The sequence below is a fragment of the Bradyrhizobium sp. genome (genome assembly GCF_052389815.1).
Lineage (GTDB): Bacteria > Pseudomonadota > Alphaproteobacteria > Rhizobiales > Xanthobacteraceae > Bradyrhizobium.
In genome coordinates this window covers 1-17,669 of the sequence record NZ_JBQTHN010000049.1, presented here as the reverse complement: position 1 = coordinate 17,669, position 17,669 = coordinate 1, and the positions used below count along the sequence as shown (strand labels likewise).

Here is a 17,669-nt window from a genome sequence, read left to right as displayed (position 1 = left end):
GCCATCACCGCGAAATCGTCTGCGGCGCGCTCCGGCCGACAAAGCCGGCCGGATGCCGCAGCAGCGGCAGGAAACCGGCCAGCCACACCAGGAAGGCGAGCGACCAGAGGAACGCGCTCAGCGCGTAATGCTTGCCGAGCAGGAACGTCGCCAATCCGGTCTCCGGCAAGATCCTGACGAGCCCGGCTGCGAGCATCAGCAGCACCGCCGCATGGGCATGCCATGGCAAGTCGAGCGGCCGGCCGCTGTGCCGCAGCCCGGCAATGATGAACACGGCCAACACCGCGAGGCCAAGGCTTGCCACCGAGAGCAAATGCAGACCCGTCGCCGCAGAGAGCGGCGCGCCAAGCCCGGCCATACCGATGGCCATGAAGCCGAGCGCGGCGAACAGATTGGCGCCGGCAAGCGCCAGCACATGCGTGCGCAGCACGGCGATGCCGATGAACCATTCCGCCAGGCGGTCGAACAACGCCGCCGCAGCGGCCAGCGCCAACCAGGCGGGCACGGCCGACGCAGGCGCTGCCAGCGCCGCTGCGCCGTAGACGGCGACCAGTCCGGCCGCGAGATTCTGCCGTCCGGGATGCGGACGGTAGGGCGTGGTCGTCCCGCCCGGATCGAGCGCGAGGTTGATGACGACGACGTTGATGCGTGCGACCGCGAGCGAAAGGAATACGACAAAGACCACCAGCGCCGCATGCAACAGGCGTCCCGCAAGGTCTGCGTTGCCGCTCAGCCAGGCGAGACGAATGGACAGCTCCAGCAGCCAGAGCAAGGCGACCCAGACGGCGAAGGACGCGTGACGCGTGCTGCCGCGCGTGATCAATGCGCGCAGCACGTACCAGAGCAGCATGCCGAGAAACGCGAGGTCGGTGGCGGCCGCAACGATGACGAGGGCGTCCCAGCCGAAAAGGCCGACAATCCGCCCGGGCAGCCACAGGAAGAGCAGCGCGAGCAGCGCGCGGCCGTGCCGCGGCGGCGTGTCGGTCCATTCGGCAACGGCCGAGGTGAGAAATCCGGCAAGCGCGGCGGCGTAGGTGCCGAAGATCATCTCATGGGCGTGCCACTGGCTCACCGGGATTTCGTGCGCGAACGGCAGCGCATAGGCGAACAACACGATCCAGGCCAGCGGCAGCAGCACGGCATGAAGGGCGGCGACCGGGAAAAACAGCTTGAGGCCCTCGGCCAGCAGAGGATTTTCGACGGCCCGTTGCCCGGCCATGTGGACAGCTTCGCTCATGCCGCGCTCTCCCGCTCTCCATCGAACAGCTCGCGGAAGGCCGGCTCGCCAGACCAGGCCTCGACGAGATCGAATACCTCGCGGTTACCGCGGGCTCCGGGCGTTCCATCGATGCGGCGGTCGGCCACCAGACCTTGCGCATTGCCGCCGAGGACCACGAGCCGATGCGCGACGCGCACCGCCTCGGCGAGATCGTGGGTGACGAACAGCGCGGAAAAACTGTCGCGCGCCGCCGCCGCAATCACCAGGTCCTGCAATATGCGCTTCAGCCCGACATCGACGGCGGTGAAGGGTTCGTCGAAAAATACCACATCCGGCTCGACCGCGAGTGCACGGGCGACCGCCGCGCGCTGCCGCATGCCGCCGGACAGCTCGGCCGGATATTTGTCGAGATCGCGTGCATGCAGGCCGACCTCCGCCGCGCGCCGCGCCGCCACGTCCGCGGACATCGCCCTCTCCGCTCCGCTCGCGCGCAGGCCGTAACCGATGTTGTCGCGCGCGGTCATCCACGGCAGCAGGCGCGGTTCCTGAAACACCATCGCATGACGCCGATAGGCGCGATGCACGCGGCCCCGCAGTGGCTCGACCAGGCCAGCCGCAATCTGCAGCAGCGTGGTCTTGCCGCAGCCCGAAGGCCCGATCAGCGCGACCACCTCGCCGGACGCCAGCGCCAGGTCGACATGCTCGAACACCGGCCGGCCGAGGAAGCCGTGTCCTATCGCCTTCAGAGCGAGCTTCATCGCTTGATGCCCCATGGCAGGCCGGCCTCGCGCCAGCGTTCGATCCGATCGCGCAGCGGATGCAGCAGCCCGTATTCGGTGACCAGCGCGAAGACCACGACGACCAGGATCAGGGCCATCACCCTTGCGATATCGAACAGCGAACGCGCGGTGGCCAGCTCGCCGCCGATCCCGCCCGAATTGGAAAGCAGCTCCGCCATGACCGTCACCTTCCAGGCTGTACCCGCCGTCGTCGTCCAGGCCGGGAAGAGGTAGGAAATCAGGTGCGGCGCGGTGACGGTGCGAAAGCGCATCCACCCTCCGGCGCCGAAGGAGCGGGCCATGGCGTCGAGCGCGCGATCGCGCGTGGCCACGCCTTCCAGCCCGCCGGCAAAGGAGATGGGCAAGGCCGCCGCAACCACGGTCATGACGGCCGTGCCGCCGCTCGATCCGAACCAGATCAATGCCAGCACGATCCAGGCGATCGGCGGAACGCCGAGAATGACGGTGACGATGGGGCGCATCAATCGCATGGCCGCGAAGAAATATCCGGCGATGGCGCCTGCCGCCGTGCCGATTCCGGCCGCGAGCAGGAAACCGGCGAGCGAGCGCTGCGCCGTCTCGCGCGCTGCGACGGCAAAGGACGGCTCGTGCAGGATGACGGACAGCGCCGCCAGCGTTTCGAGCGGCGACGGCAGGATGAACGAGCCGTAGAATTCATGACCGGCTTGCCACGCGGCGGCCACGCAGAACAGGCCGGCCGCGCCAGCCCAGGCCGACCAGATGTAGCGGCCCGACCAACCGAGCAGGGCCAATGATCGGGCGAACGGGTTCACAGCGCGTAGAACGCCTGGTCCGGCAGCTTGCCGTTGATGATGCGCGGATCATCCTCGGCAAGGGTTGAAAAGAACGATTCCAGCTCCGGACGAACGGATGACGCCGTCAGCGCCGCGAGGTTGCTGTAGGGGACCGCCTCTGCAATGATCGGGCTCATCGCACCAAGCTCGAGGGCGGAGGGCAGCGAGGCGCGGAGCGGATGATCGATCACGAAGCGGACGGCCGCCTGAAGGGCGTTCTGGATCGACGTCAGGCCATCGCGCCCGATCCTGTCGGCGAACGCCCGGGTGACGGCGAGCCCGGCCTGCGGGATGAAGGCGCTGCCGCCGGCAATCTTCGCCCATTCCTTCTGGCAGTCGATCGCGCGCGTCAGCTGCATTAGGCTGAGCTTCGCGCGCAGGATCGCGGCGGTGGCGGCGGGCTCGGCGAGCAGCGCGGCATCGACGCGGCCGGCCAGCAGCATCTGCATGGCTTCCGGCGGCGTGCCGGCGTAGTCGCAGTGCAGGTCCTTGCCGGGCTTCAGCCCTGCCCCGGCGAGCAGGCGGCGCAAGATGAAATCCGGCATGTCATTGCGGAACGGAACCGCGACCTTCTTGGCGGCGAGATCGCCGACCCCTGCGATGCCGGCGCCGGCCACGACGTAAAGCAAGCCCCGCGTCATGACGTTGAGCAAATGGATGCCGAGCCAGCGGTTATAGAGGTTCGCCGCAACATTGCTGGGGACGATCACCGCCTGCATCGCACCCGAACTGAGGCCTGCGCGCATTTCGTCCGGCGTGCGCCAGGTCCTGAAAGTAGCTGCCGGTGCGATATCCTTCATTGCTCCGCTGGCGACGGCGTGCGCCAACACGATCGACGGGGCGGCGGGTGGCCCCCAGAACGCCAGCGGCGCCGTTGCGAAAGCCGCGCGGGGCGAGACGACCGCCGCCGCACCGGCGGAGGCGAGAAAGGCGCGGCGGCTCAGCCTGCGGCCGGAGCGGTTCACTGCAGTCGCCACGCACCCCCTCCTTCAGAAGGTTGCCTTGACCCCGGCATAGAAGCCGCGGCCGTCGCCGGGCAGAAACGCTGCCTGATCGGGACGCGCCTGATCGACGATCAAGGTCGACGATGCATAGGTCTTGTTGAAGAGGTTGGTGATCTCGCCGAACGCGCGGAAGGTCTTGTCGATCCGGTATTCCGTGCGCAGGTCGACGACTGCATAGGGATCGGCATAGAGCGTGTTCATGTTGTCGACGGGCACGCTGGCCGGACTCCAGCGCACCGCGCCCTGCACCATCCACGCCGGCGTGGCCTGATACTGCAGCTGGGCATGGACGAGATGCGGCGGCGCGCCGGCCAGACGATTGTTGCCGCGCACGGGATCGTTGACGAAGCGGAAGTCCTGGTAGGTGTAGGCGAGACGCGCCGACCATTGCTCGGTCAGCATGACGCCTGCGCCGAGTTCGACGCCGAAATGGGTGGTGCGACCGGCATTGATCGCGCCGAGCGGAGCGCCGGTGGCGTCGCGCAGGCTGAGGAGCTCGTTGTCGATCCATGAGAAATAAGTGACGGCATCCCACGACACGCGCTCGGTGCGCCCGCGCCAGCCGCCCTCGATCGTGGTTGCCTCCTGCGCCTTCAGAGCGGGCGTGGTGAAGGCCGCCGCGGCCAGTGCAGGATTGCCGGGGTTCGGCCGACCGGGACTGGAGTTCGGGGTGCCGTTGACGGTCGCAATCAGGTCGTCATGGCTCGGCGGCTCGAAACTGCGGCTGCCGGCGACGAAGAAGGTCTGGATCTTGTCGGGGCGCCATGACAGCGCGATGCTCGGGCTCCATCCGTCATACGTGCGCGCATAGCTGGTGTTTTGGGTCGGTACCGCGCCGTTCGGCAACAGCATCGTGGGATTGGCGGGATTGTAGGCGATGGTCGGTCGCGTCGCGAGCTTGTAGAGATCGTCGTTTTCGCGCGTCGCATGGGCATAGGAGATCGCCGGCGAGACCGTCACGCCGGGCCAAATCGGCAGGTTCAGGCCGGCATAGGTCGACAGCGTCGAGGCGTTCAGTTCGGTGCGGCCGAATTGCGCGCCGGTCTGGCCGCCCTGATTGAGGAAATAGCCGCGGTCGGCCGAGCCGATCGTATATTGCGCCGTGCTCTCGAACAGCGGCAGCGCGGCAGCCGAAGGGTTGTAGGCGTAGCGCACCAGCCCCGTCAGATCGCCGCCCTGCGTGGTGCGCACGCCCGACGAGATCGGGAAGCGAAACGTGTCGTCCGTGTAGGTGTATCCGGCCGCAAAGTCGAAAAGATGCGCATCGAAGGTCGCGGTAGTGCGCGAGCCGGCGAGAAACTGACTCGCCTCGCGGCGCGGCTTGTCGCGCACGACGTTGGGACCTGGATTGATCGCGCCGCCCGGCACGACGGTCGGCCCCGTGTGGACCTGCCGCGGATCGGCGTACATCGCGGCCTTCGTCAGGGGACCGGCGACGTCGAAACCGAGATCGGTATAGCCCAGGAAGAAGCGCGTCTTCACGTTGTCCGAGATCGCAACCCCGACATTGCCGCTCACGCTGATGCGATCGGAGCTGTTGTAGGTACGAAAGCCGTCGCGGTGATTTGCGTCGAACTGGATGAGGCCGTCGATATTGTCCTTGCGGAATCCGGCCTGCACCGTGCCGCCGATCTGGCCGAAGCTGCCGCCGCTCAGCATCATCTGCACGCCCGGCTGGCTGGTTCCGGTCGGCGAGACGAAATTGATCGCCCCGCCGAGCACCGTCGCACCAAGCCGGTTGGCCGTGTAGCCGCGATAGACCTCGATGGATTCCGCCAGCCGCGGATTGGCGAAGCCCACGATGTAGGAGCCGTCCGCGCGATTGATCGGAAGCCCGTTCTGCAGCATCAACACGCCGCGTTCGGCGGGATTCTGCTGCAGGCCGGAGCCGCGTATCTGGATGCGCGGCTGATCGTTGCCCCCGAAGAAGTCCTGCACCACGACGCCCGGCACGCTGCCGAGCGCTTTGGACACGGTAAGGTTGGCGCTTTCGGGAATGTCCTGCCGGGAAACCAGTGCGACGCCGCCGGGCAGCGCGTCGAAGCGTTCCCGCACGGTTGCCGAGGCCTGCTCGGGCGCGCCGGCCGGCGCCGGCTCCGCCGGCGCAGAGACACGAGCCGGCGTTGGCTTTGGCCGGCGCGGCGCCTCGACCACGATGGGATCGAGCTCGACCGTCGCGCCGGGGGTGGCCGATTGCGCAAAGCAGGTGCCGATGGCGGAGGACAGCATCAATGTCGCTGCGGCTCCGCGCAGGCATCCTGCCCTGCCCGCTCCCCACCGGCTTCCTGCAACGATCCCCACTTTCCCGATATCGACGCGCGCCACCACTTCACCCATCCTTGTCGAGGCGTTGGCGCCTCATGCTTTGGAATCGATCCAGCCGCGCCGTTTGACGGCGGCGGTCGGGTCGAGTTTTTGATCTGGATGGCAATTCGGCGGTCTTGATCGCGGGCAAGATATTTACCGCCCGTCGGACGCTGTTTGATGCCGCGCAAACAACTGCCCCGCGCGGGCCTCTTTGGAGGGATTCAAATCTGGCTGCGCCCGGTCAGGCGACCCCTCGCAACAGACTGCGTGCTCAGGCAGGCGCGTAGCGCCCCGGGGCCGTGCGACGGTGGCTGACCCTATTTGTGTTTCATCCGCCACGCCCCGTCCCAGTTTGCCGGCGGCGGATTGGCGGCGAGACGGCCGATGCGCGCATGCAGCACGAGCGAATCAGCTTGGTGCTTTCGCTTTCCAGCGAAAGCTGGCTGTTTCAAGCACGAGCCCTGCGCGACGAAGCGAAGCAGCTACGAGTACGCTGCAGCCCGATCATGGCCAACATCCGCCGCCCGCGATGCGCAGGCGGCTGACATGCCGGGCGCGCCATTCAATAGCAGAGCTGGACCAGGCGCCGTCGCCATCCCCATGGGGTCATCACGGTGCGATACACCCAGTAGCAATCGTCGCCATAGTAGCCGCTGTAGTAGTAGGGGTTGTAGCCGTAGGGATAGCCTAGTCCATAGCCGAGCCCGACACCGAGCCCGACCAGTCCGACGCCGCGGCCCCAGCCGCGTCCGCGCCAGCCACCGCCGCGCCAGCCGATGCCGCGAACTCCACCGCCGCGGAAGCCGCCAATGCCGACCCCGCGGGCGATGCCGCCACCGCGAAAGCCGCCGAACCCGCCGCCGCGGAAGCCGCCGCCACCTCGAAAGCCGCCGCCGCCGAAGGGCCTGGCGAATGCCCCCGTCACCGTCAGCATGGCAATCACGCTGACCGCAAGAAAGGTAACGATCATCTTTCGGAGCATGGCTGCTTCTCCCTGCGGGAGGCGAAGAGTGGATCGCTTTGGGCCGGAGCCTCCCGGTGCCCCGGTAGCTCGCAAAGTCTAGCCGGTTTTTTCCGCCCTTGCCATCCAGGGCTGTGTGACCTGGATCAAAGACAGCGCAAGCCGGCCTGGCGCAGCCCGCGCCCGATCAGCCCAGCATCTTCTTCAGCTTCGCAACGGCGCTGTCGGGCGTGGTGAGCACCGGCCGGCCGGTGGCCTCCGCCACCAAGCCGGCCGCCGGCGCCATGCTGTATTGGGCGAGCGCGATCACGTCGCAATCCCGTAAGTCCTTTGCGGCTTCGGCCACCAGGCGATCATGTTCGGCGCGATCGCCGCGATCGAGTGCCGCCAGCGCGCCTTCCGCAAGCTTCGGCACGAGCTCGATCGAGGCCGGGAATTCCGCCGGCATCGAGGCCAGCGTCGGCGCAAAGGTCGAGAGCAGGCCGACGCGGCGGGCCTGCGCGGCGGCCCGCTCGATCATCGCCTCATTGGGCTTGAGCACCGGCATCGGCGCGTGCGCGCGCGCCACCGCCTCGATGCAGGGACCGAAGGCCGAGCAGGTGAACAGGATCGCATCCGATCCCGTCGATGCCGCATAGCGGGCGAGCCCGAGGAAGCGATCGGTCATTGCGGCGGACAGCCCGCCGTCGCGCGCCAGATCCGCCGAGAGCGAATCGTCGAGCAGGTTCATCAGCCGCGCCTGCGGCCACAGCCTGGCGAAGGACGCCTCGATCGGTTGAATGGAATGCCTCAGGGCATGGATCAGCGTGATGCGCATGCGGCGCAGTCTTGCCGCCGGGCGGACGCTGTCAACCTTGAAATGGCCGGCCGCCGCGAACGACGACGCCCCGCTCGACCGGCTCGGTGCGACGGCTCAATTCGAGACGTTCTCGCCGCGCCGGATACTCGCGCCATCGGGAATGCCGCGCGCCTTGCGCATCGGCGCGCCGGGACGGTGCACCCGATTGCGGAAGCGATGCCCGACGACGATGAGATCGCCAGCCTTGCGATCCTCCTGTCCGGACGATGCCGCCGGTTCGGACTCATCCAGCGATGGCAGATTGTCCTGTGTGACCGCCTCGAGCCGCGCGAGGAAATCGCGCCCCGCCATAGTGATCTCCCAGCCCTCGTCGCCCCGCAGCACATGGCCGTTGCCGAAGATATCGATTGCCGGCGCGCGCGCCGCCAGCCGCCTGATCCGCGCGCTCCATTCGGGGCCACTGGCGGTGAGTACGGCAATATCCGCCTTGAGGGAGGAAAGCGTCGCGCGACCGCTGCCGTGACTTGCCAATATCTTCAGAATAGCAACCTGTATGCTCAATCAACGCCCCGGACCGCAACGGTTCTTGTTTTTCTGCGCAGCCAGAAAATGCGATTGAGAATATCTTCCTGCCCGCGCGAGCGTCCAGCGCGCGCGGCCGGTTATCCAAAGGGATCGAGAATTCCGCCGGACGAATCGAGGCCTAGACCTTCACGAGGCTTTCGAAGCCGCCATAGATGATGCGCTTGGCGTCGAACGGCGTGTCTTTCGGATTCATCATCGACGAAAGGCGCGGATCGGCCATCACCTTGGCGTTGACCTTGTCGCGCGCGGCGCGCGACTTGTAGGTGATCCAGGCGAACACGACCGTCTCGTTCGGCTTCTTCTTCACGGCGCGCGGAAACGACGTCCACTTGCCGACCTTGACGTCGTCGGCGACCCACTCGCGGTAGTCGAGCGCGCCGTGCTCGCGCCAGACCTTGCCGCAGAGGACGGACATCTTCTTGTAGGCGGCGATGTTTTTCCTGGGAACGGCGACGATGAAGCCGTCGACATAGGCCATGAGGACTTCCTTTCGTTACTGCCGTCATTGCGAGGAGCGAAGCGACGAAGCAATCCAGCTTCGTCGCCGGACAAAAGCTGGATTGCTTCGCTTCGCTCGCAATGACGGATGAAGCGCGTCAGTTATGGCAGCATGATGCCCGATCCGGCGCGACCTGGTATTGGTCACGTAGCCGCACCCAATCCATCGGATAGGGCAGCCCTTCCTCGTGACGCCCGAGCGGAGTGAGATCGAGATAGTGATAGGCCACGTTCATCATGTCGAGGCCGCGGGCGAAGCAGGAATAGGTGTGGAACATGCTTCCCGTCTCGTCGCGGTAGAACACGCTGATGCCCGGCGCGTCCTCGATGCCGAAGCCGGAAGTGCCGAAATTGTATCGGCGATGTCCAGCCTCGATCTCTTCCGGCGTGAAGGACACCGCGAAGTCGTAATTGAAATCGCTGCCGGCGGACGAATACCAGTCGAAGGTCCAACCCATCCGCCTGCTGAACGCTTCGAGCTTTTCGAGCGGCGCGCGTGAGACGGCGACCAGCGTGGTGTCGCGGGCGGCAAGGTGCGGGATCATGCGCTCGAAACCATCGGCCCAGAACGAGCAGCTCTTGCAGCCGGCATCCCAGTCGGGCGCGAACATGAAGTGCTGCACCACGAGCTGCGGCCGTCCCTTGAAGAGATCGGCGAGGCCGGCCCCGCCGTTCGGGCCGTCGAACGCGTAGTCCTTGTCGACTTTCACCCAGGGCAGCGCGCGACGCTCCTCGGCGAGGCGGTCGCGCGCTTTGGTGAACTCCTTCTCGTGCGCCATGTGCCCCTTGCGGGCTTCGATCCATTCCTCTCGCGAGACGATCCTGTGCGGCTGCATGGCAGGCTCCCTGAATTCAGGCGAGGACATCTTCCAGCATCGCGAACAGCTCGTTCCAACCCGTCGCATGGTTGTCGCGCGCGGTCTCGTCGAAGAACTGTTCGTGGGTGAAGATCATCAGGCTGCCCGTACCGTCGGGCTTGATCGACACCGTCACCAGCGACTCGCGTTCGGGCGTCGAATGCCAGGCCCAGCTGAACACCAGCCTTTCGTTCGGCACCACCTCGCGATAGCTGCCGCCGACCTCGGAATGTTCGCCGGATTCCATGTCGAAGCTGATCCGGTAGCGACCGCCGACGCGGACATCGAGCTCGGCGCGCAGGCTGCCCGGCTTCGCCTTCGTCGTGCAGAACCAGCCGATCAGCTTTTCCGGGTCGGTCCACGCGGACCAGACCTTTTCCGGCCGCGCGCGGAAACGCCGCGTGAGGGTGAGGCTGGGACGCTCGGCGAATGCGGGCTTGGCGGCTGCGGTTTGGGCCATGATTCTTCCTCCAGCAGGGCAGCAAGACGGTCGAAGCTTTCGGACCAGAAGCGCGCATAGCGATTGAGCCAGTCCATCGCCTGCTCCATCGGCTGTGCGGTGAGGCGGCAGGCCACGGTACGGCCGATTTTCTCGCGCGCGATCAAGCCGGCATCGGACAGCACGTCGAGATGCTTCATGATCGCGGGCAGCGACATCGGAAACGGCCGGGCCAGCTCGCTCACCGAGAGGCTCTCCTTCTCGACGAGCCGCGCCAGCAGCGCGCGGCGGGTCGGGTCGGACAGGGCCGCAAAGGTGCGGTCCAGCGCAGCGTCCTGATACTTAACCATAGTGTTTAGTATATGCGCAAAGCAAAGCGAGTCAAGGAGACTCGCTTCACATTTCAGTATGCGTTCCGGGGGGCCCGGCGGGGCTGCGGCTGCACGCCGAAGGCGAAGCGCGGATTGATGCCGCAATAGGCGTAGCGGCCGGAGGCGCTCGCCTGGCATTGCTGGTAGGTCGTGTACGAACAGTCGCCGGGATAGCCGACGTCCTTGCCCTGCACGCACCAGGGATAATCATATGCCGCGGCCGGCTCGGTGCCGGCCAGGCTTGCCGTGCCTGCCGCCAGCACGGTGAGTATCGCAAACATGGTCTTACGCATGGCCTAATCTCCTTTGGGTGGCCGCGTCCCTCTGCCCGCTGAAGACCACGGCGCAGGGAATAGTTCCGTGCGCCAGATCACACTTACTCCACCTTGAGGCCTGCGCCTTCAACCACTTTCTTCCACTCCTCGGTCCCGGCGGCGACGTCCTTGCCGAACTGCTCCGGCGTCTGGATCGGATTTAAGCGTTCCTGCGACCGGTTGCGCCCGGCCCTTGTCGGTTGAAGTCGAAGCGGTCGGCGTTGTAACAAGCGACGCCGAAGGCGGCCCGCGCGACAGGTGCGCAAGAGCCATGACGAAAGGAAGAGGCATGTCCGTGAAGGTCGACGCGCTCGATCACCTCGTGATCAATGTCAGGGATGTCGATCGTTCGGCGAAATGGTACGCAACGATCCTGGGCATGGAAATCCGGGTGTTCGACCCGGGCCCCGGCAAGACGCCGCGCACCTCGCTGGTGTTCGGCAGCCAGAAGATCAATGTGCGGCCGCGCGACGCCGACAAGGTGGAATGGTTCACCGCCGATCACGAGACCGCCGGCAGCGATGACCTCTGCTTCCTCACATCCAGCACGCCGGACGAGGTGGTCGCGCATCTCAAGGCGAACGGCGTTGCGATCGAGGAAGGCCCGGTGGCCAAGCAAGGCGCCCGCGGCACGCTGCGCTCGGTCTATTGCCGGGATCCGGATGGAAGTTTGATCGAGATATCGTCGTACGGCGACGTGAAGTAGCGCGGGACTCTCGCGGCACACTCAGCCGTGATGGCCGGGCTTGACCCGGCCATCCACGTCCTCGTCGCCGCACCACCGTCAAGACGTGGATGCCCGGGACATCTAGCGCGAAGACGCGCTTCGCGCTTCTGCCCGGGCATGACGACGGATAGAGTCACGCTGCCATTTGCCCCGCGCGCGATCCGGTGGCAGAAAGACTTCCGCCCCAAAACAACAATCGGCGGCCCGAAGGCCGCGCGGGAGGAAGCATGATCCATTCACGGCAGGCGCCGGGCGTCGTCAGCCCCTTTGACGGGCTCGACGTGCCCTGGCTGCTGAAGATGCGCGCCGAAGTGCGGCGCGACCATCCGTTCCTGATCTGGGCGCCGTTCGATGCGCCGGCGCGACGATGGTCCTATGGCGAATTCCATGAGCGCGTCGGTGCGCTTGCGGCGGGCCTTGCCAGGCGCGGCATCAAACAGGGCGACTACGTCCTGATCCATCTCGACAACTGCATCGAGTTGCTGCTGGCGTGGTTCGCCTGTGTCGAGGCCGGCGCGATTGCCGTTACCACCAACACGCGCTCGGCCGCCGCGGAAATGGAATATTTCGCCGGTCACTGCGGCGCCGTCGCCGCGATCACGCAACCCGCTTATGCCGAGCTGGTCGCCGCCAACTGCAAGGGCCTGCGCTGGATGGCGGTGATCCCGCATGATGCGGGGGCAGCCCCCGCGCAGGCGCCGCAGCGCGGCGACAGGTTCGAGTCGCTGTTTGCCGACAGCACCGACCGGCCGCGCCGCGCCGCCGACCCGCTCGCGCCCTGCAGCGTGCAATACACCTCCGGCACCACGTCGCGGCCCAAGGCGGTGCTGTGGACCCACGCCAATGCGCTGTGGGGCGCCAAGATCAACGCCGCGCACGAGGACCTGCACCAGGGCGACGTGCACCAGACCTATCTGCCGCTGTTCCACACCAACGCGCTGGCCTATTCCATGCTGGCGAGCCTGTGGGTCGGCGCAACCTGCATCGTCCAGCCGCGCTTCTCCGCCAGCCGCTTCTGGCCGGTGGCACTGGAACACGGCGCGACATGGACCTCGACCATTCCGTTCTGCATCAAGGCGCTGCTCGAGCACGAGATCCCTGGGGGTCACAAGTTCCGGCTCTGGGGCACCGCGGTCAACGAACCGCCGCCGTTTGCCGCCTTCGGCATCAAGATGATCGGCTGGTGGGGCATGACCGAAACCATCACCCAGGGCATTGTCGGCGAGGTCGATCAGCCCAACACGCCGATGTCGATCGGCCGCGCCGCGCCGGAATATGCCATCCGCATCACCGACGATGACGGCTCGCCCACCAGGGTCGGCGACACCGGCAACCTCTCCATCAAGGGCATTCCGGGGCTGTCGCTGTTTGCCGAATATCTGCACAACGAAAAGGCGACGCGGGAAAGTTTCGACGAGCACGGCTTCTTCCTGACCGGAGACCGAATCGAGCGGCTCGAGAACGGCTTCGTCAAGTTCGGCGACCGCGCCAAGGACATGCTCAAGGTCGGCGGCGAGAACGTCGCCGCCTCCGAGATCGAGCAGGTGATCGCGGTGATCCCCGGCGTGCGCGAGGCCGCCGTGGTGGCGAAGCATCATCCGATGCTGGACGAGGTGCCGGTGGCGTTCATCATTCCGCAGGATGGCGTGGCGAGAATGCCGGCCAACCTGCACGACAACGTGATGGCCGCCTGCAGAAACGCGCTCGCCGACTTCAAGGTGCCGCGCGAAATCCGCTTCGTCGACGACATGCCGCGCTCGACGCTGGAGAAGGTGGCGAAGGCGGAGCTAAGGAAGATGCTGGGGTGAGGCTCTCTCCCCGTCATTGCGAGGAGCGAAGCGACGAAGCAATCCAGCTCCCTCCACCGACACAAGAAAGCTGGATTGCTTCGCTGCGCTCGCAATGACGGTTGCGGCAGCTTATCCGATCCCCACCGCGACCGGCCGAAACGCCTGCAGCAATTGCTGGTCGATCTTGCCGCCCATCTCTTCCATGATGGTGAAGGCCTTCAACCGCGTATAGGGCACGCGGTAGGAGCGGTTCTCGACCAGCGCGGCATAGATGTCGACGATGGTGGTGAGCCGCACGATGTCGGAAATCTCCTTGCCGGTCAGACCATCGGGATAGCCGGTGCCGTCTAGAAACTCATGGTGGTGCAGCACCACGTCGAGCATTTCGGCCGGGAAGCCGCCCTGCACCGCCAGCGCCTCATGGCCGCGGCGCGGATGCGTGCGGACGGTGGCGCGCTCCTCTTCCGTCAGGCCATCCGGCTTGTCGAGAATGGCGAGCGGCACGAAGGCCTTGCCGACGTCGTGCAGCAGGGCCGCACGCGCCAGACGGCGCTGGTCGTCCTCGCGCATGCCGAGGTGCTGGGCGAAGGCCACCGCAAAGCCGGTCACGAAAAGGCAGTGGCGATAGCTCGCATTGTGGTGGCATCCGACCGTGGTCAGCCATTCGCGCAACGAGGAGTGCTTGATCGCCTTGAGAATCCTGGTTTCGGCCTGGACGATGTCATCGAACTTCAGGGGCTGGCCGGCCGGCAGCTTCTCGAAAATCTTGACCATTACCGCGTGCGCGGCCTCGACGCCGCGGTTGAGGCTTTTGCCGCGGTCGGTGTCGTCATATTCGCTGGCGTCGGGAAACGCGGCGCGGATGCGTTGCAAGATGCCCTGCGCATCGAACGGCCGCCAGATCGTGTCGGTGGCGCCGAGCGCCCAGGCCTGCATCGCGCCGTGATGCAGCGCGTCCGCCAGCACGAACAGCCGCGGCACCTGGCGATAGGCCTCGCTGCGCAGCTTGTTGCGCACGATCTGCACGCTTTCCGACGAACGCAGGTTGATGTCGACCACGACGCCGGAAAGTTGTTCGGGCTTGTCCGGGATTTGCGAGGTGGCGACCGTCTCCACTTCGCCGACGGACTGCAGGATGCTGGCGAGCTCGCTGCTGTGGTCGGTGCGGTCGGAAGCCAGCAGCAGGCGCCGTTTCGGCGATGTCTTTTCGGTGGAAGCGGTCATGAAAACCCCTCGATAGCGTAGCAGTGTTCGGCCAATGCTACTTGAGGAGGCGTTCTCTGCAGCTTAAGAGGCGTCGTGAACGGGCGGTTGGCGCGATGGCTAAAAGTTTAGGGATCGGCGGCATCACCCGCTTTCGCGGTGATGACAGATTCGTAGGGTGGGCAAAGGCGCGCATGCGCCGTGCCCACCTTTCTTGCCAAGGGGCACGAGCGTGTGCACGGAAGGTGGGCACGCTTGTCGCCGTTGGCGATGACGTTGACGTTGACGGCCACTTCCGGCACCTGGCTCATCCGGGCGATCGGCGCTACCCGCGACGGCGCTGCGGTAGCAAGGGAACGAGGGGTGCGCGCGGCACGGCTCGTGGCGATCAAGGCAGACGTCATCGCGCATGCCGGCGAGCGCGACCTTACCCTTGCCGCCGTGGCCGCGCGCCATCGGCTCTCGCCGCGATCCGTCCAATTGCTGTTCGAGTTCGAGGAGCACACCTTCTCTCAATTCGTGCTCAAGCAACGGCTCGCGCGTGCCTATCGCATGCTCACCGACCCCCGTCATGCCGGCACGACCGTCAGCGCCATCGCATTGACGGCCGGTTTCGGCGATCTCTCCTATTTCAACCGCACCTTCCGCCGCCGCTACGGCGCCGCTCCATCGGAGTTGCGCGCCACCATCGCGAAACAATAGTGCGCGGCCTTGTCGTTGCCGACGTCTGCCTGGGAGACCTGAGTACCGGGGTTGACGTACCTCGCCCTTCAGATGTCGTGCCGGCTGGATCGGCGATCAGTCCGCTACAAATGTGGGCAGGCCGTCCATTTCCGCATTTCTCAATCATGCCGGGATGGGGATAAGCTAACCGCTCCGAAGAAACAAGGAAGCGCAATGCCCAGGCTCAACCGCGACGGGGTGAACATCCACTACGAGATTCATGGCAGCGGCCCGGCGCTGATCCTCACGCACGGCTACTCCTCGACATCAGGCATGTGGCAGGGGCAGATCGCGGCGCTTTCGCAGCATTACAAGCTCGTGCTGTGGGACATGCGCGGCCACGGCCAATCCGATTACCCGGAGGATGCTGCGGCCTATAGCGAGGCGCTGACGGTGGCCGACATCGCCGCGCTGCTCGACGCCGTCGGCGCGGAAAGGGCCGTCGTCGGCGGCCTGTCGCTCGGCGGCTACATGTCGCTGGCGTTCTATCGCAGCCATCCCGAACGGGTGCGCGCGCTGCTCATCATCGATACCGGGCCTGGATTCAAGAAGGACGATGCGCGCGATGCCTGGAACAAGCGCGCGCACGAGACGGCCGCGCGTTTCGACCGCGAGGGCCTTGCCGTGCTGAAATCGATGAGCGCCGAGCGCGCCAATGTCAGCCATCGCGACGCATCGGGGCTGGCGCGCGCGGCACGCGGCATGCTGACCCAGCGCGACGCCGGCGTGATGGAGACGCTGCCTTCCATCAAGGTGCCGTCGCTGGTCGTGGTCGGCGCCGACGATACGCCGTTCCTGGCCGCATCCGATTACATGGCGGCGAAAATCCCGGGCGCGGAAAAGGTCGTGATCCCGGCCGCCGGCCACGCCGCCAATATCGACCAGCCCGAAGCCTTCAACGAGGCGGTGCTTTCGTTCCTGGACCGGCTCGACGGCCGGCAACAGCAGAGGGCGGCATCATGAAGCGGCTCCTTGCTACGTCCGCCTTGCTTCTCGCCGCGTCGCTCCCCGCGCTGGCGCAGGGCCTGCCGCCGCTCGGCGGCCCCTACCCGCCGCCTTTCACCGCCACGCTGTCGAACAACATCCCCCTCGCCTACGGCATGAGCGCCGACGAAGCCGCTGTCGCACTCGGCGTTCCCCTCACCTATGTCCGCGGCCTTCCGGGCGGCGAAATATTCCTCGCCTTCCGCGGCTATGGCGGCAGCGGATTGTTTCCCAAGCGCGACCGGCTCTATCTGCAGTTCCGCAAGGGGCGGCTTGTGGGATGGAAGGGCGACTGGGGCCACAACTGGATGTGGCAGTAGCAGCGCCACTTCACCGAACCGACACGCAGCAACTCAAACCAAGAATGGATGACCCGTGGGACAAGACATCACCCTGACCGCATCGGATGGATTCAAGCTCGGCGGCTACCGCGCCGATCCCGCTGGCGCCCCGAAGCGCGCCATCGTGGTGATCCAGGAGATCTTCGGCGTCAATCACCACATCCGCTCCGTGTGCGATCGTCTGGCGGCCGATGGCTGTGTCGCGATCGCGCCCTCGATCTTCGACCGCACGCAGCCGAATTTCCAGTGCGGTTACACGCCGGACGAAATCGCCAATGCGCGCAAGTTCATCGCCAATCCCGACTGGCCGGCGATGCTGCGCGACACGCAGGCCGCCATCGACGCCGTGAGCAATGTCGGCGCCGTCGGCATCATCGGTTTCTGCCTCGGCGGCAGCGTCGCCTATGCCGCCGCTACGAAACTCTCCGGCCTGTCGGCGGCGGTCGGCTATTACGGCGGCGCCGTCGTCCGCTTCGCCGACGACAAGCCGAAAGTGCCGACGCAACTGCATTTCGGCGAAAAAGACGCCGGCATTCCCCTGACCGACGTCGAGACCATCAAGTCAAAGCGGCCGGAGGTCGAGGTGTTCGTCTATCCCGGCGCGCAGCACGGCTTTCACTGCGACGAGCGGGCCAGCTACGACAAGACCAGCGCGGATGTGGCGTGGCCGCGGAGCCTGGCGTTCTTTGCGAAGCATGTGAAATAGAAACGCACCTCTTTCGGAAAACCGCTTCACGCGGATCATGCTCTAGAACCAGCGCTCGCCGACGACCACGGTATCGCCCGGGCTGATCGGCGTGCCCGGCGGCATGATTGCGCGCGAGGTGCCGGATGCGTCGGTGTGCGTGATGGTGACGCGATCCTTGCGCGCGCGCGGCGAGAAGCCGCCGGCGATCGCCACCGCGCTTTCGGCGGTCATGTTGGGCACGTAAGGATACTGGCCTGGCGCCTGC

20 protein-coding genes and 1 pseudogene are annotated in these 17,669 nt (G+C 66.2%); 6 read left to right on the top strand and 15 right to left on the bottom strand.

Annotated elements, in window-relative coordinates; all coding sequences use genetic code 11:
- Positions 1-4: 4 nt before the first annotated feature.
- From ACT4OC_RS09515 to ACT4OC_RS09455, 13 genes are all read right to left on the bottom strand, one after another.
- Positions 5-1,237 carry an NnrS family protein gene (locus ACT4OC_RS09515; RefSeq protein ID WP_444838723.1) on the bottom strand — a complete coding sequence of 411 codons (1,233 nt, stop codon included), beginning with the start codon at positions 1,235-1,237 and terminating at the stop codon, positions 5-7.
- Positions 1,234-1,977, bottom strand: a complete 744-nt coding sequence (locus ACT4OC_RS09510; RefSeq protein ID WP_444838722.1) for an ABC transporter ATP-binding protein — start codon at positions 1,975-1,977, stop codon at positions 1,234-1,236. The genes ACT4OC_RS09515 and ACT4OC_RS09510 overlap by 4 nt, the downstream gene beginning before the upstream one ends.
- Complete coding sequence (locus ACT4OC_RS09505; RefSeq protein WP_444838721.1) at positions 1,974-2,792, bottom strand: ABC transporter permease; 819 nt, start codon at positions 2,790-2,792, stop codon at positions 1,974-1,976. Before ACT4OC_RS09505 ends, ACT4OC_RS09510 begins: the two co-directional genes overlap by 4 nt.
- Positions 2,789-3,790, bottom strand: a complete 1,002-nt coding sequence (locus tag ACT4OC_RS09500) for an ABC transporter substrate-binding protein (protein WP_444838720.1) — start codon at positions 3,788-3,790, stop codon at positions 2,789-2,791. The genes ACT4OC_RS09505 and ACT4OC_RS09500 overlap by 4 nt, the downstream gene beginning before the upstream one ends.
- 12 nt (positions 3,791-3,802) lie before the next feature.
- Positions 3,803-6,046, bottom strand: coding sequence for a TonB-dependent receptor family protein (locus tag ACT4OC_RS09495; protein WP_444838719.1), 2,244 nt, complete (start codon positions 6,044-6,046; stop codon positions 3,803-3,805).
- A gap of 640 nt (positions 6,047-6,686) precedes the next feature.
- Positions 6,687-7,106, bottom strand: coding sequence for a hypothetical protein (locus ACT4OC_RS09490; protein WP_444838718.1), 420 nt, complete (start codon positions 7,104-7,106; stop codon positions 6,687-6,689).
- A 166-nt stretch (positions 7,107-7,272) separates the two neighbouring features.
- The gene (locus ACT4OC_RS09485) at positions 7,273-7,902 is read right to left on the bottom strand and encodes an aspartate/glutamate racemase family protein (protein WP_444838717.1); all 630 of its coding nucleotides are present in this window, start codon (positions 7,900-7,902) and stop codon (positions 7,273-7,275) included.
- A gap of 96 nt (positions 7,903-7,998) precedes the next feature.
- Positions 7,999-8,445, bottom strand: a complete 447-nt coding sequence (locus ACT4OC_RS09480; RefSeq protein ID WP_444838716.1) for an aminoacyl-tRNA deacylase — start codon at positions 8,443-8,445, stop codon at positions 7,999-8,001.
- 142 nt (positions 8,446-8,587) lie between these two features.
- Positions 8,588-8,947, bottom strand: a complete 360-nt coding sequence (locus ACT4OC_RS09475; protein WP_444838715.1) for a DUF1428 domain-containing protein — start codon at positions 8,945-8,947, stop codon at positions 8,588-8,590.
- Between the two features lie 118 nt (positions 8,948-9,065).
- Positions 9,066-9,803, bottom strand: coding sequence for a DUF899 domain-containing protein (locus tag ACT4OC_RS09470; protein WP_444838714.1), 738 nt, complete (start codon positions 9,801-9,803; stop codon positions 9,066-9,068).
- A 16-nt stretch (positions 9,804-9,819) separates the two neighbouring features.
- Positions 9,820-10,164: an SRPBCC family protein gene (locus ACT4OC_RS09465; RefSeq protein ID WP_444838735.1), complete on the bottom strand. Its 345-nt coding sequence runs from the start codon at positions 10,162-10,164 to the stop codon at positions 9,820-9,822.
- Entirely contained in the window at positions 10,164-10,613 is a 450-nt protein-coding gene (locus ACT4OC_RS09460) for an ArsR/SmtB family transcription factor (protein ID WP_444838713.1), read from the bottom strand. Before ACT4OC_RS09460 ends, ACT4OC_RS09465 begins: the two co-directional genes overlap by 1 nt.
- Before the next feature lie 53 nt (positions 10,614-10,666).
- On the bottom strand, positions 10,667-10,927 hold the full coding sequence (locus ACT4OC_RS09455; protein ID WP_444838712.1) for a DUF3551 domain-containing protein: 261 nt from the start codon (positions 10,925-10,927) through the stop codon (positions 10,667-10,669).
- Between the two features lie 310 nt (positions 10,928-11,237).
- On the opposite strand from ACT4OC_RS09455, the gene ACT4OC_RS09450 reads away from it, so the two are divergent.
- Together ACT4OC_RS09450 and ACT4OC_RS09445 are read left to right on the top strand one after the other, a co-directional pair.
- Positions 11,238-11,654, top strand: coding sequence for a VOC family protein (locus ACT4OC_RS09450; RefSeq protein ID WP_444838711.1), 417 nt, complete (start codon positions 11,238-11,240; stop codon positions 11,652-11,654).
- Positions 11,655-11,902: 248 nt separating this feature from the next.
- Entirely contained in the window at positions 11,903-13,483 is a 1,581-nt protein-coding gene (locus tag ACT4OC_RS09445) for an AMP-binding protein (RefSeq protein ID WP_444838710.1), read from the top strand.
- 111 nt (positions 13,484-13,594) lie between these two features.
- Here ACT4OC_RS09445 and ACT4OC_RS09440 read toward each other — a convergent pair whose 3' ends face one another.
- On the bottom strand, positions 13,595-14,689 hold the full coding sequence (locus tag ACT4OC_RS09440; RefSeq protein ID WP_444838709.1) for an HD-GYP domain-containing protein: 1,095 nt from the start codon (positions 14,687-14,689) through the stop codon (positions 13,595-13,597).
- Positions 14,690-14,944: 255 nt separating this feature from the next.
- Between ACT4OC_RS09440 and ACT4OC_RS09435 the strand changes: the two genes are divergently transcribed.
- From ACT4OC_RS09435 to ACT4OC_RS09420, 4 genes are all read left to right on the top strand, one after another.
- Positions 14,945-15,370, top strand: coding sequence for a helix-turn-helix transcriptional regulator (locus ACT4OC_RS09435; RefSeq protein WP_444838708.1), 426 nt, complete (start codon positions 14,945-14,947; stop codon positions 15,368-15,370).
- Positions 15,371-15,565: 195 nt separating this feature from the next.
- Positions 15,566-16,354 (top strand): alpha/beta fold hydrolase, encoded by a 789-nt coding sequence (locus ACT4OC_RS09430; protein ID WP_444838707.1) that lies wholly within the window; start codon positions 15,566-15,568, stop codon positions 16,352-16,354.
- The gene (locus ACT4OC_RS09425; RefSeq protein WP_444838706.1) at positions 16,351-16,695 is read left to right on the top strand and encodes a hypothetical protein; all 345 of its coding nucleotides are present in this window, start codon (positions 16,351-16,353) and stop codon (positions 16,693-16,695) included. The genes ACT4OC_RS09430 and ACT4OC_RS09425 overlap by 4 nt, the downstream gene beginning before the upstream one ends.
- Before the next feature lie 55 nt (positions 16,696-16,750).
- Positions 16,751-17,422, top strand: coding sequence for a dienelactone hydrolase family protein (locus ACT4OC_RS09420; protein WP_444838705.1), 672 nt, complete (start codon positions 16,751-16,753; stop codon positions 17,420-17,422).
- 42 nt (positions 17,423-17,464) lie between these two features.
- On the opposite strand, the pseudogene ACT4OC_RS09415 reads toward ACT4OC_RS09420, so the two are convergent.
- A pseudogene (locus tag ACT4OC_RS09415) lies at positions 17,465-17,669 on the bottom strand (polysaccharide biosynthesis/export family protein); the annotation flags it as partial.

Bases quoted from the DNA above. Each gene is read 5' to 3' on its own strand.
- ACT4OC_RS09485 (WP_444838717.1), bottom strand. From the start codon at position 7,902: ATGCGCATCACGCTGATCCATGCCCTGAGGCATTCCATTCAACCGATC.
- ACT4OC_RS09510 (WP_444838722.1), bottom strand. From the start codon at position 1,977: ATGAAGCTCGCTCTGAAGGCGATAGGACACGGCTTCCTCGGCCGGCCG.
- ACT4OC_RS09490 (WP_444838718.1), bottom strand. From the start codon at position 7,106: ATGCTCCGAAAGATGATCGTTACCTTTCTTGCGGTCAGCGTGATTGCC.
- ACT4OC_RS09460 (WP_444838713.1), bottom strand. From the start codon at position 10,613: ATGGTTAAGTATCAGGACGCTGCGCTGGACCGCACCTTTGCGGCCCTG.
- ACT4OC_RS09445 (WP_444838710.1), top strand. From the start codon at position 11,903: ATGATCCATTCACGGCAGGCGCCGGGCGTCGTCAGCCCCTTTGACGGG.
- ACT4OC_RS09515 (WP_444838723.1), bottom strand. From the start codon at position 1,237: ATGAGCGAAGCTGTCCACATGGCCGGGCAACGGGCCGTCGAAAATCCT.
- ACT4OC_RS09495 (WP_444838719.1), bottom strand. From the start codon at position 6,046: ATGCTGTCCTCCGCCATCGGCACCTGCTTTGCGCAATCGGCCACCCCC.
- ACT4OC_RS09425 (WP_444838706.1), top strand. From the start codon at position 16,351: ATGAAGCGGCTCCTTGCTACGTCCGCCTTGCTTCTCGCCGCGTCGCTC.
- ACT4OC_RS09450 (WP_444838711.1), top strand. From the start codon at position 11,238: ATGTCCGTGAAGGTCGACGCGCTCGATCACCTCGTGATCAATGTCAGG.
- ACT4OC_RS09475 (WP_444838715.1), bottom strand. From the start codon at position 8,947: ATGGCCTATGTCGACGGCTTCATCGTCGCCGTTCCCAGGAAAAACATC.
- ACT4OC_RS09440 (WP_444838709.1), bottom strand. From the start codon at position 14,689: ATGACCGCTTCCACCGAAAAGACATCGCCGAAACGGCGCCTGCTGCTG.
- ACT4OC_RS09470 (WP_444838714.1), bottom strand. From the start codon at position 9,803: ATGCAGCCGCACAGGATCGTCTCGCGAGAGGAATGGATCGAAGCCCGC.
- ACT4OC_RS09430 (WP_444838707.1), top strand. From the start codon at position 15,566: ATGCCCAGGCTCAACCGCGACGGGGTGAACATCCACTACGAGATTCAT.
- ACT4OC_RS09455 (WP_444838712.1), bottom strand. From the start codon at position 10,927: ATGCGTAAGACCATGTTTGCGATACTCACCGTGCTGGCGGCAGGCACG.